Source organism: Kitasatospora sp. CB01950 (genome assembly GCF_001905465.1).
In the GTDB taxonomy this organism is placed as follows: Bacteria; Actinomycetota; Actinomycetes; order Streptomycetales; family Streptomycetaceae; genus Kitasatospora.
Genome location: NZ_LISX01000005.1, coordinates 278 through 18,773, shown reverse-complemented (window position 1 = coordinate 18,773; position 18,496 = coordinate 278). Strand labels below are relative to the sequence as shown.

The following is an 18,496-nucleotide window of genomic DNA, read 5'->3' as shown; positions in this document are numbered from 1 at the left end:
TTCGGTGCATGTCGTACTCGCCGGCGGCGGGACCGCCGGTCACATCGAGCCGGCCATGGCGCTCGCGGACGCGCTGCGCAGGCATGATCCGTCCGTCGGGATCACCGCCCTCGGCACCGAGCGCGGCCTGGAGACCCGGCTGGTCCCGGAGCGCGGCTACGAGCTGGCCCTGATCCCGGCCGTGCCGCTGCCCCGCAAGCCCACCCCCGAACTGATCACCGTCCCGGGCCGGCTGCGCGGCACCGTGCGGGCCGCCCAGGAGATCATCGAGCGGGTCAACGCCGATGCGGTGGTCGGCTTCGGCGGCTACGTCGCGATGCCCGCCTACCTGGCGGCCAAGCGGGCCGGTGTGCCGATCGTGGTGCACGAGGCCAACGCCCGCCCCGGCCTGGCCAACAAGATCGGCGCCCGCTACAGCGACTTCGTGGCGGTCTCCACCCCGGACTCCAAGCTGCGCGACTCCCGCTACATCGGCATCCCGCTGCGCCGGACCATCGCCACCCTGGACCGCGGCACCGTCCGCCCGGAGGCCCGGCACCACTTCGGCCTGGACCAGCGACTGCCCACCCTGCTGGTGTCCGGCGGCTCGCAGGGCGCCCGCCGGCTGAACGAGACGGTGCAGACGATCGCGCCCCGGCTCCAGCAGTACGGCGTGCAGATCCTGCACGCGGTCGGCCCGAAGAACGAGCTGCCGACCATCGACGACATCCCGGGCATGCCGCCGTACCGCGCGGTGCCGTACCTGGACCGGATGGACCTGGCGTACGCGGCCGCCGACATGATGCTCTGCCGGGCCGGCGCGATGACCGTCGCCGAGCTGGCCGCGGTGGGCCTGCCGGCCGCGTTCGTGCCGCTGCCGATCGGCAACGGCGAGCAGCGTCTGAACGCCCAGCCGATGGTGAAGGCCGGCGGCGGTCTGCTGGTGGACGACGCCGAGCTGACCCCGGACTGGGTGCTGAAGAACGTGCTGCCGGTGCTCACCGACCCGGCGAAGCTGTGGGAGATGTCGCGCTCCGCCGCCGAGTTCGGCCGCCGGGACGCCGACGACCTGCTGGTGCAGATGGTGTACGAGGCGATCGAGGCTGCCCGCGGCGGCCGCCGTCGTGGCTGACGAGGATTACGAGGAGGAGCTAGGGGAGGACGGCGACGAGACCCGTCCGCCCCGGCTCCGACTGTCCCGCCGGGGCGTGCTGGTGCTGGCGGTGCTGGGCGCCCTGGTGCTCGGCGCGCTCGGCTGGACGGTGTTCTTCTCCTCCGCCCTGGACGTCCGCAAGGTCGCGGTCCAGGGCCTGGATTCCGGGAAGTTGAGCCAGGACGAGGTCGAGCGGGCGCTCGGCTCCACCGCCCGCGGCCCGCTGGCCCGGGTGGACCTGGACCGGGCCCAGCAACTCGTGGGCAAGGTGCCCAGGGTGGCCCGGGTCGAGGTCTGGCGCGGCTGGCCGCACACCCTGCGGGTGAAGGTGACCGAGCGTCAGCCGGTGGCCGCGATCCGTGCCGACGACGGCCGTTTCGTCCAGGTCGACGCCGAGGGCGTGGAGTTCGCGACGGACGCGCAGCCCCCGTCCGGCGTCCCCGTGGTCGGGCTCCAACTCGGCGAGCCCGCGAACGACGCGCTCTCCGTCATCGACCGTCCCACCCTGGTCCGTTCGGCCATCACCGTGGCCGCCGGCCTCCCCCCGGACGTGGCCAAGCAGGCCGGTTCGCTCACGGTCTACTCCTACGACGACATCCGGCTCCAACTCGCCTCCGGCGCAACAGTCCGCTGGGGCAGCGCCGAGGAGACCCCGCGCAAGGCCCGGGTGTTGACGGCCCTGCTCGGCCGGAAGGCATCGAATTACGACGTGAGTGCGCCGGATGCCCCGGCGGTGTCCGGCTGATCCGGTAAGTTCTGTGCGCAGGGGAGGTATTGACGGAGCCGAGGCTCCGGTCCGACCCTTGATGGTCACCCCGGTTTCACCGGGGGATCGATGATCACATAGGCTCAAAAGAAAAAGGGAAGCTCGGCGTGTTCGTTGAAACACGCGCTGGTTGCGACCTACTGTCCTGTGTCAACGAGCTGTGCTCGACAATGAACTGACACCGGCACAGCGATAACCCTCAACCTCAAGTTTAGGGTTCGGGTTGGAACCACGCGCTTCCCACCCATCGACATCCGTCGGCCTTCGTATCCAGGGGCGCCGACCCGGAAATTCGAGGCGAGAGGCCCCGACGTGGCAGCACCCCAGAATTACCTCGCGGTCATCAAGGTCGTCGGCATCGGTGGCGGCGGAGTCAACGCCATCAACCGGATGATCGAGGTCGGGCTCAAGGGCGTCGAGTTCATCGCGATCAACACCGACGCGCAGGCGCTCCTGATGAGCGACGCCGATGTGAAGCTCGACGTCGGCCGGGAGCTCACCCGCGGCCTCGGCGCCGGCGCGAACCCGGAGGTCGGCCGGAAGGCCGCGGAGGACCACCGCGAGGAGATCGAGGAGGTCCTCAAGGGGGCCGACATGGTCTTCGTGACGGCCGGCGAGGGCGGCGGCACCGGCACCGGCGGCGCGCCCGTGGTGGCCAACATCGCCCGCTCGCTCGGCGCGCTCACCATCGGCGTGGTCACCCGCCCGTTCACCTTCGAGGGCCGTCGCCGCGCCAACCAGGCCGAGGACGGCATCGCCTCGCTGCGCGAGCAGGTCGACACCCTGATCGTCATCCCCAACGACCGACTGCTGTCGATCTCCGACCGCCAGGTCTCGGTGCTGGACGCGTTCCGCTCCGCCGACCAGGTGCTGCTCTCCGGCGTGCAGGGCATCACCGACCTGATCACCACCCCGGGTCTGATCAACCTGGACTTCGCCGACGTCAAGTCCGTGATGTCGGACGCCGGTTCGGCGCTGATGGGAATCGGCTCGGCGCGCGGCGAGGACCGCGCCAAGGCCGCCGCCGTGATGGCGATCTCCTCGCCGCTGCTGGAGGCCTCGATCGACGGCGCCCGCGGTGTGCTGCTGTCCATCTCGGGCGGCTCCGACCTCGGCCTGTTCGAGATCAACGAGGCGGCCCAGCTGGTCAGCGAGGCGGCCCACCCCGAGGCGAACATCATCTTCGGCGCGGTGATCGACGATGCGCTCGGCGACGAGGTCCGGGTCACCGTGATCGCGGCCGGGTTCGACGGCGGGCAGCCGCCGGCCATCGTCCGCGAGCCGGTGGTGAAGTCGGCCTCCAGCTCCTCGTCGAGCAGCAGCTCGTCCGCGCCGGAGCGTCCGGCGACCCGTCCGTCCTACGGTTCGATCGGCTCGGTCACCCGCTCCGAGGAGCCGACCCGTCCGTCCGAGGCCCCGGTGTCGGTGACCACCGCCCCGCCGGTGCCGCCGCAGGTGCAGCCGGTGCGCCAGCCGTACGTCGAGAGCCCCGCCGAGGAGCTCGACGTGCCGGACTTCCTGAAGTGATTCAAGCGGCCTTTCGCAACGGTGCTCACTTTGCCTCCACCACCCGGTGGGGCGGGGTGAGCACCGCGCCGTACGGGGAGCTCAACCTCGGTGGTGCGGTGGGCGACTCGCCCGAAGCTGTGAAGCAGAACCGTTTCCTCGCGGCCCGCGAACTGGGCCTGGACCCGGCCGACGTGGTCTGGATGAACCAGGTGCACGGCGCGGACGTCGCGGTGGTGACGGAGCGCCAACCCGACGGGTACGCGCCGACGGTGGACGCCGTGGTCACCGACCGCCCGCTGGCCCTCGCGGTGCTCACCGCCGACTGCACCCCGGTGCTGCTGGCGGACCCGGAGGCCGGTGTGGTCGGCGCGGCGCACGCCGGGCGCCCGGGCCTGGCCGCCGGGGTCGTCCCCGCGGTGGTCGCCGCGATGCGCGAACTCGGGGCCCGCCCCGAGCGAATCCTGGCCGCCACCGGCCCCGCCGTGTGCGGCCGTTGCTACGAAGTGCCGGAGGCGATGCGCGCCGAGGTGGCCGCGCTCGTCCCGGCCGCCCGGTCGGAAACCTCCTGGGGCACGCCGGCCCTGGACGTACCGGCCGGCGTCGCCGCCCAACTCGCCGAGGCGGGCGTGCACTCGGTGGTGCGGTCTACCGTCTGCACCCTGGAATCCCCGGACCACTACTCCTACCGTCGGGAGCAGCGGACCGGCCGACTCGCGAGCTACGTCTGGCTGGGGTCCCCACTCTCATGACGAACGACATCTTCGCTCCGTTCCCCGGCCGCGCCGACTTCGCGGCCGCCCTGACGGACGCCCAGCGCGCCCGCTTCGAGCAACTCGGGGCCAACCTCGACGTGGTGGAGCGCCGGATCGCGGACGCCTGCGCCGCGGCCGGCCGCCCGCGCGAGGAGGTCACCCTGATCGTGGTGACCAAGACCTACCCCGCCGAGGACACCGCACTCCTCGCCGGACTCGGCGTCACCGACGTCGCGGAGAACCGCGACCAGGACGCCGCGCCGAAGGCCGAACTCTGCGTCAACCTCCCGTTGACCTGGCACTTCGTCGGCCAGCTGCAGACCAACAAGGCCCGCTCGGTGGTCCGTTACGCCGACCTGGTGCATTCGGTGGACCGCGCGCGCCTGGTCGACTCGCTGGCCGCCGCCGTCCGCAACGCCGAACGCCCGCCGCTGGGCTGCCTGGTGCAGGTCGCGCTCGACAAGGAGGCCGGCGAGGGCGAGCACCGCGCGGGCGTCGCGCCCGCCGAGGTGCTCGAACTGGCCGAAAAGATCGCCGACACGCCCGGGCTGCACATGAGGGGTGTGATGACGGTCGCACCGCTCGCGGGACCCCTGGCGGGCGACCCCGCGCGCGCCTTCGCGCGCCTCGCGGAAATCGCAAGCGCCGTACGCGCGATGCATCCGACTGCCACGATGGTTTCGGCAGGGATGAGCGGAGATTTGGAGCAGGCGATCGCCGCAGGAGCGACACATGTACGCGTCGGTACGGCGGTACTCGGAGTGCGGTCACCGCTCGGGTAACGTCACCGAGTAAGTAGATCAGACTGCAGGACAAAATAGGACAGAACCTAGCAGATGATCAGTCTGCTGGTAAACCGTGGATCGCATCCGAGCGCACACCTCCGCGGTCTGACGGACCGTCGGCCTGACAGGCCGTGACCATCACGGCGTCCGCAGGTGAACGGTGGGCGCATGAGCGGAGGAGACAGCAGCATGGCCGGCGCGATGCGCAAAATGGCGGTCTATCTCGGCCTGGTCGAGGACGAGACCTACGACAGCCAGGGGTACGACCCCGACGACGACTACGACACGGACCCGGAGCCGATCCGCACCGGTCGCACCGAGGACATCCGGTCCTCGAACCCCGCCGCCGCGGCCCCCGCGCAGCCGGCGCCCGTGGCCCAGATCGCTCCCCAGCCGGTGCCCGCCGCGGTCCCGATCCGACAGGAGCAGCCGCGCATGGCTCCCGTGTCGTCCATCACATCCGAGCGCCACCGCAATCTGGAGAAGAGCACCCCGGTGATCATGCCCAAGGTCGTCAGCGAACGAGAGCCCTACCGCATCACCACGCTGCACCCCAGGACCTACAACGAGGCCCGTACGATCGGGGAGCAGTTCCGCGGCGGCACGCCCGTGATCATGAATTTGACGGAGATGGACGACACGGATGCCAAGCGGCTCGTAGACTTCGCGGCTGGACTGGTCTTCGGTCTGCACGGCAGTATCGAGCGCGTAACACAGAAGGTGTTCCTCCTGTCGCCTGCTAACGTCGATGTCACGGCGGAGGACAAGGCTCGGATCGCCGAGGGTGGGTTCTTCAACCAGAGCTGACCCGGCCACGACTTTCTGTGTGGATCAGTTTGACAGTGCGTCACTGACGGACTGCCGGTCAGGGAGAGGGAGAAGTGATGGGGATCTTCGGTTCGGTGCTCTATTGGGTGCTGACCGTGTTCCTGCTGATCCTGCTCTTCAGGCTGGTGATGGACTGGGTCTTCCAGTTCGCTCGATCGTGGCGTCCTGGGAAGGCCATGGTCGTGGTGCTGGAGGCCACGTACACTGTCACGGATCCGCCACTCAAGCTTCTTCGGCGATTTATCCCGCCGTTGCGTCTCGGGGGCGTGGCGCTCGACCTGTCCTTCTTCGTACTGATGATCATTGTGTATGTCCTGATCTCGCTCGTGCAGCGCCTGTCGTTCTGAACGATGCGACAGGATGCCGGTCCGACGATCACGTTGAGGTGAAGAGATGCCATTGACCCCCGAGGACGTTCGGAACAAGCAGTTCACGACCGTCCGGCTGCGCGAAGGCTATGACGAGGACGAGGTCGATGCCTTCCTCGACGAGGTCGAAGCCGAGCTGACCCGCCTGCTGCGCGAGAACGAGGACCTGCGCGCCAAGCTGGCTGCCGCCACGCGTGCCGCGGCGCAGAACCAGGCGAACATGCGCAAGGAGCAGCAGGCTCCGCAGGACGGCGGACGACCCGGCGCTCCGGTGCCCGCCGCCATATCCGGTCCGCCGGTGCCCGGCCAGCAGCAGGGCCCCGGTCCGCAGCAGCTCGGTGGTCCGCAGCAGCTTGGCGGCCCCCAGCAGCTCGGCGGTCCGCAGCAGCTCGGCGGCCCCCAGCAGGGGATGGGCAACCAGCCGCTCGGCCTGCCGTCCGGCGCGCCGCAGCTGCCTGCCGGTCAGGGCGGCCCGATGGGCGGTCCGATGGGCAACCCCATGCAGCAGCAGCAGATGGGCCAGACCATGGGCGGCCAGCAGCAGCTGGTCCAGCCGATGGGCGGTCAGATGCTGCAGCCGATGGGCAACCCGATGCAGCAGCAGATGGGCCAGCCGATGGGCGGCCAGCAGCTCCAGCCGATGGGCGGCCAGCAGCTGCAGCCGATGGGCGCCCCGATGGGCAACCCGATGCAGCAGCAGCAGGGTCCCGGTGGCGACAGCGCCGCCCGAGTCCTGGCGCTCGCTCAGCAGACCGCCGACCAGGCGATCTCCGAGGCGCGTTCCGAGGCCAACAAGATCGTCGGCGAGGCCCGCAGCCGCGCCGAGGGTCTGGAGCGCGACGCCCGCGCCAAGGCGGACGCGCTGGAGCGGGACGCGCAGGAGAAGCACCGCGTCGCGATGGGCTCCCTGGAGTCCGCCCGCGCCACGCTGGAGCGCAAGGTCGAGGACCTGCGCGCCTTCGAGCGCGAGTACCGGACGCGCCTGAAGTCCTACCTGGAGACCCAGCTGCGTCAGCTGGAGTCGCAGGCGGACGACTCGCTCGCCCCGCCGCGGATCCCCGCCACCGCGTCGCTGCCGCCGGCCGCGTCGTCGATGGCGCCCGCCGGTGCCGGCGCGATGTCCTCCTCGGCGCCGTCGTTCGGCTCCGCCCCGTCCTTCGGCGGCAACCAGTCCTTCGGTGGCAGCTCCTTCGGCAGCTCGGCCGGGGCCCCGTCCTTCGGCGGCGCCTCCGCGAGCTCCAACGGGGCGATGGCGCCGGCGGGCATGACCCAGCCGATGGCGGCCGTGCGGCCGCAGCCTCCGCAGCCGATGCAGCAGGCTCCCGCTCCGATGCGCGGGTTCCTGATCGACGAGGACGGCGACAACTAGGCGGTCCCGCAACGCGAAAGGGCGCCCTTGGCCATGACGGCTGGGGGCGCCCTTCGCGTTGGGCTTTCGACTGGGGGGCGGGGAAGCTTGCGCGGGCGGGTGGGTGCGAGGCCGGGGGCGCGAGCGGGTGGGTGCGAAGCAGGGGGCGCGAGCGGGTGGGTGCGAAGCCGGGGGCGCGGGGAACTGTGTGACAAGCGCAGGGCCGGTCCGCAAGGTCGCGATCACGTGCAAGTCATTGCCCGCGTCGCGACCTTGCGGGTGGGTGCCTTCCGCTTCGCGCAGTTCCCCGCGCCCCTGACGGGGCGCGGTTGCGCCATGCTCCTCAGAACCTAGGCCTTGCGGAGGGTGAACTCCAGGGCGAGGCTCTCGTCGGAGAAGCGGGGGGCGTCGGGGTCGGTGATGGTGAGGCCGAGGGATTCGGCCAGGACCTCGGCGGCGACCAGGGACTGGTGCTCGGTCAGGGCGGCGAGGGTGTCCTCGTCGGTGGTGGCGAGCTGGAGGTGGATGCGGTCGGCGACGTCGAGGCCGGAGTTCTTGCGGGCCTCCTGGATCTGCCGGATCGCGTCGCGGACCACGCCGAGGCGCTTGAGCTCGGGGGTGATCGCCAGGTCGAGGGCGACGGTCGCGCCGGACTCGTTGGCGACGGCCCAACCCTCGCGGGGGGTTTCGGTGATGACGACCTCGTCGGGGGAGAGGGCCACCGTCTCGCCGTTGAGTTCGACGGAGGTCTCGCCGGTGGCGCGGAGCTCTGCGGCGAGCCGTGCGGCGTCCGCCGCGGCGACGGCCTTGGCGACGTCCTGGACGCCCTTGCCGAAACGCTTGCCGAGGGCACGGAAGTTGGCCTTGGCGGAGGTGTCGACCAGCGAACCCCCCACTGCGGCGAGGGATTCGAGCACCGAGACGTTGAGTTCTTCGGCGATCTGGGCGCGCAGGTCGGTGGGGAGTTCTTCCCAGCCCTGGGCGGCGATCAGCGCGCGGGACAGCGGCTGACGGGTCTTGACGCCGCTCTCGGCGCGGGTGGCGCGGCCGAGTTCGACCAGGCGGCGGACCAGCGCCATGTGCTTGGAGAGCTCGGTGTCGATGAGCGTCTCGTCGGCGACCGGCCAGCTGGAGAGGTGGACGGAGACCGGGGCGTCCGGGGTGACCGGGACGACGAGGTCCTGCCAGACCCGCTCGGCGATGAACGGGGTGAGCGGGGCCATCAGCCGGGTGACGGTCTCCAGCGCCTCGTGCAGGGTGGCGAGCGCGGCGGCGTCGCCCTGCCAGAAGCGGCGGCGGCCGCGGCGGACGTACCAGTTGGAGAGGTCGTCGACGAAGCCGGACAGCAGCTTGCCGGCCCGCTGGGTGTCGTACGCCTCGTAGGCGGCGTCGACCTCGCGGACCAGGGTGTGCAGTTCGGACAGCACCCAGCGGTCCAGCTGCGGGCGCTCGGCGGCGGCCGGGTCGTTCGCGGACGGGGCCCAGCCGGCGGTGCGGGCGTACAGGGCCTGGAAGGCGACGGTGTTCCAGTAGGTGAGGAGGGTCTTGCGGACCACTTCCTGGATGGTGCCGTGGCCGACCCGGCGGGCCGACCAGGGGGAGCCGCCGGCGGCCATGAACCAGCGGACGGCGTCGGCGCCGTGCTGGTCCATCAGCGGGATCGGCTGCAGGATGTTGCCCAGGTGCTTGGACATCTTGCGGCCGTCCTCGGCCAGGATGTGGCCCAGGCAGACGACGTTCTCGTAGCTGTTCTTGTCGAACACCAGGGTGCCGACGGCCATCAGCGTGTAGAACCAGCCGCGGGTCTGGTCGATCGCCTCGGAGATGAACTGCGCCGGGTAGCGCTGCTCGAACAGCTCCTTGTTGCGGTACGGGTAGCCGTACTGCGCGAACGGCATGGAGCCCGAGTCGTACCAGGCGTCGATCACCTCGGGCACCCGGACCGCGGTGTGCGAGCACTGCGGGCAGGGGAAGGTGACCTCGTCGATGAACGGGCGGTGCGGGTCCAGGCCGGACTGGTCGGTGCCGGTCAGCTCGGAGAGCTGGGCGAGCGAGCCGACGCAGGTCAGGTGGTCGTCCTCGCAGCGCCAGATCGGCAGCGGGGTGCCCCAGTAGCGGTTGCGGGAGAGCGCCCAGTCGATGTTGTTGTTCAGCCAGTCGCCGAAGCGGCCGTGCTTGACGGTCTCCGGGAACCAGTTGGTGGCCTCGTTCTCACGGATCATCGCGTCCTTGACGGCGGTGGTCCGGATGTACCAGGACGGCTGCGCGTAGTAGAGCAGCGCGGTGTGGCAGCGCCAGCAGTGCGGGTAGCTGTGCTCGTACGGGAGGTGACGGAACAGCAGGTCGCGGGCCTTCAGGTCGGCGACGAGGGCCTCGTCGGCCTTCTTGAAGAACACCCCGCCGACCAGCGGCACGTCGGGGGAGAAGGTGCCGTCGGTCTCCACCGGGTTGACCACGGGCAGGCCGTAGCGGCGGCAGGTCGCGAGGTCGTCGGCGCCGAAGGCGGGCGACTGGTGGACGATGCCGGTGCCGTCCTCGGTGGTGACGTACTCGGCGGTCAGGACGTAGTGGGCGTCCGGGATCTCCACCAGCTCGAAGGGGCGCTGGTAGTTCCAGTGCTCCATCTCGGCGCCGGTGAAGGACTCGCCGGTGGTCTCCCAGCCTTCGCCGAGGGCCTTGGCGACCAGCGGCTCGGCGACCACCAGGCGCTCGTTGCCGTCGGTGGCGACCACGTAAGTCACCTCGGGGTGGACGGCGGCGGCGGTGTTGGAGACCAGGGTCCACGGGGTGGTGGTCCACACCAGCAGGGCGGCGGTGCCGGCCAGCGGGCCGGAGGTGAGCGGGAAGCGCACGAACACCGACGGGTCGACCACGGTCTCGTAGCCCTGGGCCAGCTCGTGGTCGGACAGGCCGGTGCCGCAGCGCGGGCACCACGGGGCGACGCGGTGGTCCTGGACCAGCAGGCCCTTGTCGAAGATCTGCTGGAGCGACCACCAGACCGACTCGATGTAGGACGGGTCCATGGTGCGGTAGGCCTGGTCGAGGTCGACCCAGTAGCCCATCCGCTCGGTCAGCTCGGCGAACGCGTCGGTGTGCCGGGTGACGGAGTCGCGGCACTTGGCGTTGAACTCGGCGATGCCGTACTTCTCGATGTCCGGCTTGCCGGAGAAGCCCAGCTCCTTCTCCACCGCGAGCTCCACCGGCAGGCCGTGGCAGTCCCAGCCGGCCTTGCGGGCCACGTGGTAGCCCTTCATGGTGCGGTAGCGCGGGAAGACGTCCTTGAAGACGCGGGCCTCGATGTGGTGCGCGCCCGGCATGCCGTTGGCGGTCGGCGGGCCCTCGTAGAACACCCACTCGGGGCGGCCCTCGGACTGTTCCAGGCTGCGCTGGAAGATCTTCTGGTCCTGCCAGAAGGAGAGGATCTGGTGTTCGAGCGCGGGCAGGTCGACCTGCGCGGGAACGACGTTGTAGGTGGGCGACATGGGGTGCGTCAACCTCCGGCGGATGCGTGGACTGGCTCCGACGGAGGGACGAGACGGCTTGCCGTCCCGCGGTACCACCCTCCTTGACCGCGCGCTGCGGCCCTCTCGTTGGGTTTGCTGCCGGGTCTAGTAGGCCCTGGCCGGGCCGTTCTTCCGGCGGCTCCGGGGTGATCTTCCCGCCGTGCACACCCCCGGGCTCGCACCGTCCCCGGGTCGCTCATGGCTGCGTACTGCGGTACTCGTCCCATCTGCGCCTTGCACGGCCCAGTGTATCGGCCCCCGCAAGCCGTTTCGCGCACCCGTGAGCCGGGTCCGGAGTGGTTAGCCGGGGGCGTTCTGGGCACAACTTGTGAGCGTCGGGATCGTCGGAGGCTGCGCGGGTGGGATCGAAGAAACGCTTCGGTATGTCCCGTTGTGGGGCGATTCGATGAGGTTTATCGTTCCGGGACCGGCAAGATCGTCGGGAACCGACGCTTCTGATCATTCGTGAATGAGGTCGAAAGCCATGGCTGAGAAGGCGACAGGAACCGTGACCGCGAGGTCGCGCAAGGCCGTGGCGAGCGACCCAGGGGAGGGGACCGTGAGTACTGCGCGGCGAAAGACCGGCACCACCGGACACACCGCGGCCAGCAGCCGCACCCACGTGCCGGCAAGCTCCGGCGCGCGCGGCGGCGCCGAGTCGGTCGACCCGGCCGAGCTGCCGGTCCGGGCCGGGGAGGAGCCGTGGACGGCCGCCGAGGTCGCCGAGCTCCACGACGAACTGGCCGCCGACCTGCTCCGGCTGCGGTCCGAGATCGAGGCCTCCGAAGCCGCCATTGCCGGCCTGATGCGGGACTCCAACGACGGCGCGGGCGACGACCAGGTCGACGCCGGCACCAAGAACATCAACCGGGAGAGCGAGCTGTCGCTCGCCAACAACGCGCGCGACAGCCTCGCCCAGACCGAGCGCGCGCTGGCCCGCCTCGAAGGCGCCGGGTTCGGCCTGTGCGAGTCCTGCGGCCAGCCCGTCGGAAAGGCCCGTCTGCAGGCGTTTCCGCGGGCCACGCTCTGCGTGAGCTGCAAGGCGAAGCAGGAACGCCGCTGAGGTCGGTCCACGCCCCGGCCGCCCCGCATCGTGCGCATTGTCGTACGGGGCGGCCAACGGGCCTACGGGTGTCGTACTCTCGTCCCCGTAACGACGACCGGCTTTTCCCACGGCAGCGGAGCGGATCATCAGCACGCCAGGTTCCCATCAGACCCAGGACGACGCCGTCCCCACCCCCTCCACCGAGGCGGGTGACCGGATGAGCCCTGCCGCGCCCGAGGAACGCCGGGCCGGAGGCGGCGCCACCGCGGCCGACGGGGCCCGCGCGGTGGTGCGGCGTCGGATCAGCGTGCTGCTGGCCGTCGCGCTGCTCGCCTACCTGATCGACCTCGGCTCGAAGATGCTGGTCGTCGCCAACCTGGAGGGCCACACCGCGCCGATCCAGGTGATCGGCGACTGGATGACCCTCCAGGTGATCCGCAACGGCGGCGCCGCGTTCGGCATCGGTCAGGCGCTGACGGTGCTGTTCACCGGCATCGCCGCCGGCGTGATCGTGGTGATCTGGCGGATCGCCCGCCGCCTGTACAGCCTGCCCTGGGCGATCGCCCTCGGCCTGCTGCTCGGCGGGGCCTTCGGCAACCTCACCGACCGGCTGTTCCGCTCCCCGTCCGCGTTCCGCGGCCACGTGGTCGACTTCATCTCGGTGCAGCACTTCGCGGTCTTCAACCTCGCCGACTCGGCGATCGTCTGCGGCGGCATCCTGGTCGTCCTGCTCTCCTTCCGCGGCATCAACCCGGACGGCACCACGCACGCGCCGGAGGGCAAGGAGCCCGCGGCGGACGGCGAGGACGGGCAGTCCAAGGCCTGACGGGCCTCCTGGCGGGAAGCGGGCCGGTCCGGGTCGGGCATACTCGGGTGGGTGAGTATCGCAGCGCAGACCCGTAGCCTCCCCGTACCCGACGGCCTGGAGGGCGAGCGGCTGGACGCCGCCTTGGCCCGGATGTTCGGGTTCTCCCGGACGAAGGCCGCCGAGCTCGCCGCCGAGGGCAAGGTCACCCTGGACGGCGCGGTCGCCGGGAAGTCGGACCGGGTCACCGCCGGGTCCTGGCTGGAGGTCGAGATCCCCGCCCCCGCCGCGCCGGTGCAGATCGTCGCCGAAGCCGTCGAGGGCATGCGGATCATCCACGACGACGACCACGTCGTCGTCATCGACAAGCCCGTCGGCGTGGCCGCGCACCCCAGCCCCGGCTGGACCGGCCCGACCGTGATCGGCGGCCTGGCCGCCGCCGGCTACCGGATCTCCACCTCCGGCGCCGCCGAGCGCCAGGGCGTCGTGCACCGGCTGGACGTCGGCACCTCCGGGATCATGGTGGTCGCCAAGTCCGAGCGCGCCTACACCGACCTGAAGCGGCAGTTCCACGACCGCGTCACGGAGAAGAAGTACAACGCGCTGGTCCAGGGCCACCCCGACCCGCTGTCCGGCACCGTGGACGCGCCGATCGGCCGCCACCCCAGCAGCGACTGGAAGTGGGCGGTGACCCGCGACGGCAAGCCGTCCATCACCCACTACGACCTGATCGAGGCCTACCGCGCCGCGTCCCTGCTGGACATCAAGCTGGAGACCGGCCGCACCCACCAGATCCGGGTCCACATGTCCGCGCTGCGGCACCCCTGCGTCGGCGACCTCACCTACGGTGCGGACCCGACGCTGGCCAAGCGGCTCGGCCTGACCCGGCAGTGGCTGCACGCCGTCTCGCTGGGGTTCGAACACCCCGAGGACGGGCGCTGGGTCGAGTTCACCTCCACCTACCCCGACGACCTGCAGCACGCGCTGGACGTCATCGCGGCGGAGAGCTGATGGCCGACGTCGTCATCCGGGTCGCCGAGAGCGAGGACGACCTCGCGGCGGTGCGGGCGGTGCGGTACGAGGTGTTCGTCGAGGAGCAGGAGATCCCCGTCGAGCTGGAGTACGACGAGTACGACGCCACCTCGGTGCACCTGCTGGCGCTCGGCGCGGACGGCGCTCCGCTCGGCACGGCGCGGCTGATCTCCGGCGCGGAGGCGCTCGGCATCACCGGGGGCGTCGCCGACCGGGTCCTGCTCGGCCGGCTGGCCGTGGTCCGGGCCGCGCGCGGCACCGGGCTGGGCGTCCGACTGGTGCGGGCCGTCGAGGAACTGGGCCGGGAACGCGGCGCGAAGGAGCTCGAACTCCACGCGCAGGTCCGGGCGATGGGCTTCTACGAGCGGCTCGGGTACGCCGGGGAGGGCCCCGAGTACGACGACGCGGGGATTCCGCACCGGACGATGACGCGGGTGCTGTAGGGATTGCGCGAACGAGGGGCTGTGGTCGGTGACGATCGCGGCCCCTCGTCGGGTGTGCGGGGTCAGTTGCCGTCGTAGGAGACGACGACGCCGCCGAGGTCCGCCGCGACCCGGTCGGCGAGACCGTAGTCGCAGAGGTTGACCGACCAGTTCGCGCCGGTGGCGAGGTAGGCGGGGATGGCGGGGTGGGAGATGGCCTCGCGCAGGTAGTGGTCGCGGTCGGCGTCGCTGGGGTGGAGCCGCAGGACCGCGCAGTTCGGGCTGTGGCCGACCCGGCTTCCGGTGCGGCAGGTGAGGGAGCCGCCGGGATCGGCGTCGTGGTCCTCGCAGCCGACGGCGGAGTCGAGGGCGGCGGCGAGGCTCTCGACGCTGTCGAAGCGGGGCGAGGACGGGATCGCGGGCAGCGGGTAGTCGGGGATCTTCAGCTCGTCGCCGGGGAGTACCACGCCGCCGAGGGCCTGCGCGATGCGGGGCGCGTACTCGGGGTCGATGGCGGCGACGTGCCAGTTCCCGGCGGCGACGAAGGTCTGGTGGTGGACGGTGCGGCCGGTCGCGATGGCGTTGCCGATCTCGTCGCGGCTGAAACGCTCCAGGTCGAACACCGCGACCTCGTACTGGAAGGTGCGGCCGTCCAGGGTCGCTGTGCACTCGGTGGTCGACGCGCCCTCGGGTGCGGTGTGCAGGGTGACGAGGCAGGGGATGCCCGCCCTGCCGAGGGCGGCGACGACCGCGTCGGAGTCGGCGAACTGCGGGGAGGTCGGCACGTTCGAGGGCATGGGCACGCGGGGCGGGGGGCCGTCGGTGCCGCAGGAAGCCAGGAACGCGGTGGCCAGGAACGCGGCGGACAGCGCGGTGGCGGCGGCGAGCGCCGGGGCGGAGCGGATGTGGCGCATGGTCGTTCAGCCCGCCGGCGGGGTGGGGGCGGGGCCCGGGCGCGGCACCGGGGGAGCCGCGGCGGGCGGCGGCGGGGCGGCCGGGGACGGGAGGGTCGGGGACGGGAGGGTCGGGGACGGGAGGGTCGGGGACGGGAGGGTCGGGGACGGGAGGGTTGGCGGGCGCGGCCGGTCGGGCGGCAGGGGCGCGGTGCCGTGGGCGGTGGTGCTCACGCCCGCGGCGGCGTAGACCGGGTTCAGGGCGAGCTCCGTGTCGTTCGGGGTACGGGACGCGAGGTTGGCGAGGGCCTTACGGCGCTCCGCCTCGGGGAGGTTGTTCCAGGCGTCCGCGTCGCGCAGGGACTGCTGGAGCGAGTCCCAGCTGTCCGACCGGTCCTTGATGGCCGCGCCCCGGTGCGAACCGTCGTCGCCGTAACGGGAGTTGGAGTCGCGGACCTGCGGGGTGTCGGCGGCGTACAGCAGGAAGAGCTGCTTGTCGGTGATGGCGCCGTGGTGGTCCTGCCGAAGGCGCTTCAGGTGATGGGCGCTCAGCCGGACGTCCTCGGCCGGGTTCTCCTCGATGTACTTGGCGAGCTGGGCGTCGCTGAGCGCGGCGAGGCCCGGGAAGGCGGCCGGGTCGCGGTCGATCGCGGCGCGGGCGGTCGCCGGCTTGATGTGAGTGATGCCGAGGGACTTGTCCGGCTTGAGGCTCTCCGCGGCGGCCCAGTCGGCCCGGCGGCCGATGGCGGTCAACGGGCCGTCCAGGCCGGGCTCCAGGGTCTGGTACCACTGCTGCTCCTGCCACATGACGGAGAGCAGCAGGTCGGTGCTGACGCCGGTCTCGGCGGACGCGCGGCGGGCCGCCTCGATCAGCTCCGGGGGGACGTTGATCGGGTGCGGGCCGTTGCCGTCGCGCTGGGCGCCCTGCAGGCGGAGGGCGACGCCGAGGGCGCTGTTGCCGTCGTGGTCGAGGGCTTCGCGGACCGTCGCGGCGCTGTCGATCTCGGACAGCCGGGCCAGGGTGCGGAGTTCGTCGGTCGCGGCGGTGTCGGCCTCGGTGGCGTTGCGCAGGGCCGTGATGATCAGGCCTTCGGCGTGCTGGATACGCTCGTCGAGGGCGGCGGCCTTCGACGGGTCGAGCGGGCCCGGGTCGCGGTGGACGCTGCCGTCCTGGGCGACGTTCAGTCGGTGGTCGCGGGCGAAGTCGAGCGCGCCGTGCAGGGCGTGCTGGGCGTCCGCCATGGCAGTGGCGAGACGGTCGTAGACCTTGGCGAGGTCGCGCATCGACAGCGCGGCGGAGTCGTAGGACTCCGCGTGCCGGGCGAAAAGGGCCCGGGCCGAATCCCCGGTGGGGCTGGTCCAGGAGCCGGCGAGGGTGCGGTTCACCTCGTCGCGGGCGACCGAGGCGAGGTGCTCGCAGTGCCTGGCGGTGGTGAGGGCGTCGTCGCAGGCCTGCTGCCAGAGGCCCGGCTGGGCGTGGTCGAGGTCGTCGAGGGTCAGCATCAGGCGCCCCGGAGCCACTGGGCGTCATCCGAGAGAGCGACGGCCGTCGCGGCGTCCGTGTTGACGTAGGTGTGCGCGGAGGCGCGGAGCGCGTCGGCCGCGGCTTCGACCTCGTCCGCCTCGCGGTGCAGGCGGTCGCGCCAGGACGTGACGCAGTGGGTGCTGGCGTGGGCCGCCTGCCAGCCGTGATGAGCGCCGCCGGCGGTACGGGCGTCGTCCAGCATGAAGCCGCGGCGGCTGTCCGAGGCGGACTCCCGCATCAGGACGGCTGCGCGGTGGACGCCGTCCGGGTCGATGGCGATATCGGCTTGCCAGGTCATGCCTCCATGGTGACGCCTTGTGGGGGGTGTGTGACCGTGGGTGTGTGACCGTGGGTGCGTGACTGTGGGTGCGGGTGGTGGGAGGTGGGGTGGTGAGGGGCGGGATGGTGAGGGGTGAGGGGTGGGGCGGTCAGGTGGTGCGGATGCGGGGGAGGGACTCGGGGTGGTGGGTTCCGAGGTGGGCGAGGAGGTGTTCGCGGGTGGCGAGTTTCAGGGTGGCGGCGGCGTCCGGGTCGCGGGCGGTCATCATGGCGCGGACCACGATGGTGGACGGGGTGGTGTCGGTGACGGTCAGGGACCACTCCTGGCCGTCCCACAGGTCGGTGGTGGCGAGGAAGCGTTCGAGTTCGGCGCGGAGGGCGTCGATCGGGGTCCGGTGGTCGAGGTGGAGCAGGACCCAGGCGAGCAGGCCCGGATCGCGGCGGGTCCAGTTCTCGAACGGCTTGGAGACGAAGTACGACACCGGGACCACCAGGCGGCGGTAGTCCCACAGACGCAGCACCAGGTAGGAGAGCGTGATCTCCTCGACCGTGCCCTGCTGGCCCTCCAGGACGACGGTGTCGCCGATCCGGACGGTGTCGCTGAAGGCGATCTGCAGGCCGGCGAAGAAGTTTCCGAGGGCGGACTGGGCGGCGATGCCCGCGACGATGCCGATCAGGCCTGCGGAGGCGAGGAGGCTGGCACCGACGGTGCGCATGGCGTCGTAGGTCAGGAGGAGAGTGCCGACCGTCACCACCCAGATGACGGCTGATCCGACGCGGCGGACCAGACCGAGCTGGGTTTCGACGCGCTGGATGCGGGAGGCGTCCTCGGTGACGGTCTGGTAGCGGGCGAAGACTGCTTCGAGGGCGGCGGTGAGGACTCGGACGGTGAGCCAGCCGAGAGATGCGATCAGGGCGAGCAGGACGGTGTGGCGGACGACGCCGTCCTGACTGGGGAAGACGCGGCGGAGGAAAGGGGACGCGAGCAGGATCGCGGTCAGCAGGGACAGTTGGAGGGGGATGCGGCAGCGGCGGAGGGACTCCCAGACGGGGGAGTTGGGGTGGCGGGCGGCGAGGCGCTGGAGGATCTGGTCGACCAGCCAGCCGGCGAGGAGGGTGGCGAGGACGGCGGTGAGGAGGCTGGCGAGAGGCCAGAGCACGGGGGCACCTCGGGGATTGCGGAGGGTGGGGGATTTGCACCATAGCGTGTGGGTTGGGGTGGGTTTGTCTTTTGGGGTGCGCGTGTGTGGGGGCTGGGGTTTCTGTGCCCGCCCGCCCGCCCGTGACCCGGCAGCCGGGGGAGGCGCGTTGCCCGCGAGCGGAGGGGGTGCGTGGCCCACGCGCCGGGAGGGGGCGAGCGTTGCTGGCGCGTGGAGGGGGGTGGGTGGTTCGGCGGTGAAGGGGGCGGAGTTGCCCGCGCGTGGAGGGGGTGGGCGGCTCGGCGGTGATGGGGGCTGGGGTGGGTGGCCTGGCAGTCAGGGGCGGGGGGTGCGTGCGGGCGGAG

At 71.6% G+C, this 18,496-nt stretch carries 17 protein-coding genes; 12 read left to right on the top strand and 5 right to left on the bottom strand.

Annotated features, from left to right (window positions below; all coding sequences use genetic code 11):
• Nucleotides 1-4: 4 nt before the first annotated feature.
• The 8 genes from murG to AMK19_RS14580 all read left to right on the top strand — a co-directional run bounded on the left by murG (nt 5) and on the right by AMK19_RS14580 (nt 7,509).
• Nucleotides 5-1,111 (top strand): undecaprenyldiphospho-muramoylpentapeptide beta-N-acetylglucosaminyltransferase, encoded by a 1,107-nt coding sequence (gene murG / locus AMK19_RS14615; RefSeq protein ID WP_073811790.1) that lies wholly within the window; start codon nt 5-7, stop codon nt 1,109-1,111.
• Nucleotides 1,104-1,877, top strand: coding sequence for a cell division protein FtsQ/DivIB (locus tag AMK19_RS14610; RefSeq protein ID WP_073811789.1), 774 nt, complete (start codon nt 1,104-1,106; stop codon nt 1,875-1,877). Before murG ends, AMK19_RS14610 begins: the two co-directional genes overlap by 8 nt.
• 333 nt (nt 1,878-2,210) lie before the next feature.
• A complete protein-coding gene (gene ftsZ / locus AMK19_RS14605) occupies nt 2,211-3,425 on the top strand; it encodes a cell division protein FtsZ (RefSeq protein WP_073811787.1) in 1,215 nt (404 codons plus the stop codon).
• Nucleotides 3,422-4,156: a peptidoglycan editing factor PgeF gene (gene pgeF / locus AMK19_RS14600; RefSeq protein WP_073811785.1), complete on the top strand. Its 735-nt coding sequence runs from the start codon at nt 3,422-3,424 to the stop codon at nt 4,154-4,156. The genes ftsZ and pgeF overlap by 4 nt, the downstream gene beginning before the upstream one ends.
• Complete coding sequence (locus AMK19_RS14595) at nt 4,153-4,941, top strand: YggS family pyridoxal phosphate-dependent enzyme (RefSeq protein WP_241844414.1); 789 nt, start codon at nt 4,153-4,155, stop codon at nt 4,939-4,941. The genes pgeF and AMK19_RS14595 overlap by 4 nt, the downstream gene beginning before the upstream one ends.
• Before the next feature lie 192 nt (nt 4,942-5,133).
• A complete protein-coding gene (locus AMK19_RS14590; protein WP_073811784.1) occupies nt 5,134-5,751 on the top strand; it encodes a cell division protein SepF in 618 nt (205 codons plus the stop codon).
• 77 nt (nt 5,752-5,828) lie between these two features.
• A complete protein-coding gene (locus AMK19_RS14585) occupies nt 5,829-6,119 on the top strand; it encodes a YggT family protein (protein ID WP_033216891.1) in 291 nt (96 codons plus the stop codon).
• Nucleotides 6,120-6,165: 46 nt separating this feature from the next.
• Entirely contained in the window at nt 6,166-7,509 is a 1,344-nt protein-coding gene (locus tag AMK19_RS14580; RefSeq protein WP_073811782.1) for a DivIVA domain-containing protein, read from the top strand.
• Between the two features lie 329 nt (nt 7,510-7,838).
• Here AMK19_RS14580 and ileS read toward each other — a convergent pair whose 3' ends face one another.
• On the bottom strand, nt 7,839-10,970 hold the full coding sequence (ileS, locus tag AMK19_RS14575; RefSeq protein WP_073811780.1) for an isoleucine--tRNA ligase: 3,132 nt from the start codon (nt 10,968-10,970) through the stop codon (nt 7,839-7,841).
• Between the two features lie 580 nt (nt 10,971-11,550).
• On the opposite strand from ileS, the gene AMK19_RS14570 reads away from it, so the two are divergent.
• From AMK19_RS14570 to AMK19_RS14555, 4 genes are all read left to right on the top strand, one after another.
• Complete coding sequence (locus AMK19_RS14570) at nt 11,551-12,054, top strand: TraR/DksA family transcriptional regulator (RefSeq protein WP_241844413.1); 504 nt, start codon at nt 11,551-11,553, stop codon at nt 12,052-12,054.
• 199 nt (nt 12,055-12,253) lie between these two features.
• Nucleotides 12,254-12,862, top strand: coding sequence for a signal peptidase II (lspA, locus tag AMK19_RS14565; RefSeq protein WP_083646815.1), 609 nt, complete (start codon nt 12,254-12,256; stop codon nt 12,860-12,862).
• 51 nt (nt 12,863-12,913) lie between these two features.
• Nucleotides 12,914-13,852: an RluA family pseudouridine synthase gene (locus AMK19_RS14560; RefSeq protein ID WP_073811777.1), complete on the top strand. Its 939-nt coding sequence runs from the start codon at nt 12,914-12,916 to the stop codon at nt 13,850-13,852.
• Complete coding sequence (locus AMK19_RS14555; protein ID WP_073811775.1) at nt 13,852-14,316, top strand: GNAT family N-acetyltransferase; 465 nt, start codon at nt 13,852-13,854, stop codon at nt 14,314-14,316. The genes AMK19_RS14560 and AMK19_RS14555 overlap by 1 nt, the downstream gene beginning before the upstream one ends.
• Before the next feature lie 62 nt (nt 14,317-14,378).
• On the opposite strand, the gene AMK19_RS14550 is transcribed toward AMK19_RS14555, so the two are convergent.
• The 4 genes from AMK19_RS14550 to AMK19_RS14535 all read right to left on the bottom strand — a co-directional run bounded on the left by AMK19_RS14550 (nt 14,379) and on the right by AMK19_RS14535 (nt 18,152).
• Nucleotides 14,379-15,209 (bottom strand): hypothetical protein, encoded by an 831-nt coding sequence (locus AMK19_RS14550; RefSeq protein WP_073811773.1) that lies wholly within the window; start codon nt 15,207-15,209, stop codon nt 14,379-14,381.
• 6 nt (nt 15,210-15,215) lie between these two features.
• Complete coding sequence (locus tag AMK19_RS14545) at nt 15,216-16,691, bottom strand: hypothetical protein (protein ID WP_143200218.1); 1,476 nt, start codon at nt 16,689-16,691, stop codon at nt 15,216-15,218.
• On the bottom strand, nt 16,691-17,011 hold the full coding sequence (locus tag AMK19_RS14540; protein WP_073811770.1) for a hypothetical protein: 321 nt from the start codon (nt 17,009-17,011) through the stop codon (nt 16,691-16,693). The genes AMK19_RS14545 and AMK19_RS14540 overlap by 1 nt, the downstream gene beginning before the upstream one ends.
• Nucleotides 17,012-17,141: 130 nt before the next feature.
• Nucleotides 17,142-18,152 carry a mechanosensitive ion channel family protein gene (locus AMK19_RS14535; RefSeq protein ID WP_073811767.1) on the bottom strand — a complete coding sequence of 337 codons (1,011 nt, stop codon included), beginning with the start codon at nt 18,150-18,152 and terminating at the stop codon, nt 17,142-17,144.
• Nucleotides 18,153-18,496: the final 344 nt, after the last annotated feature.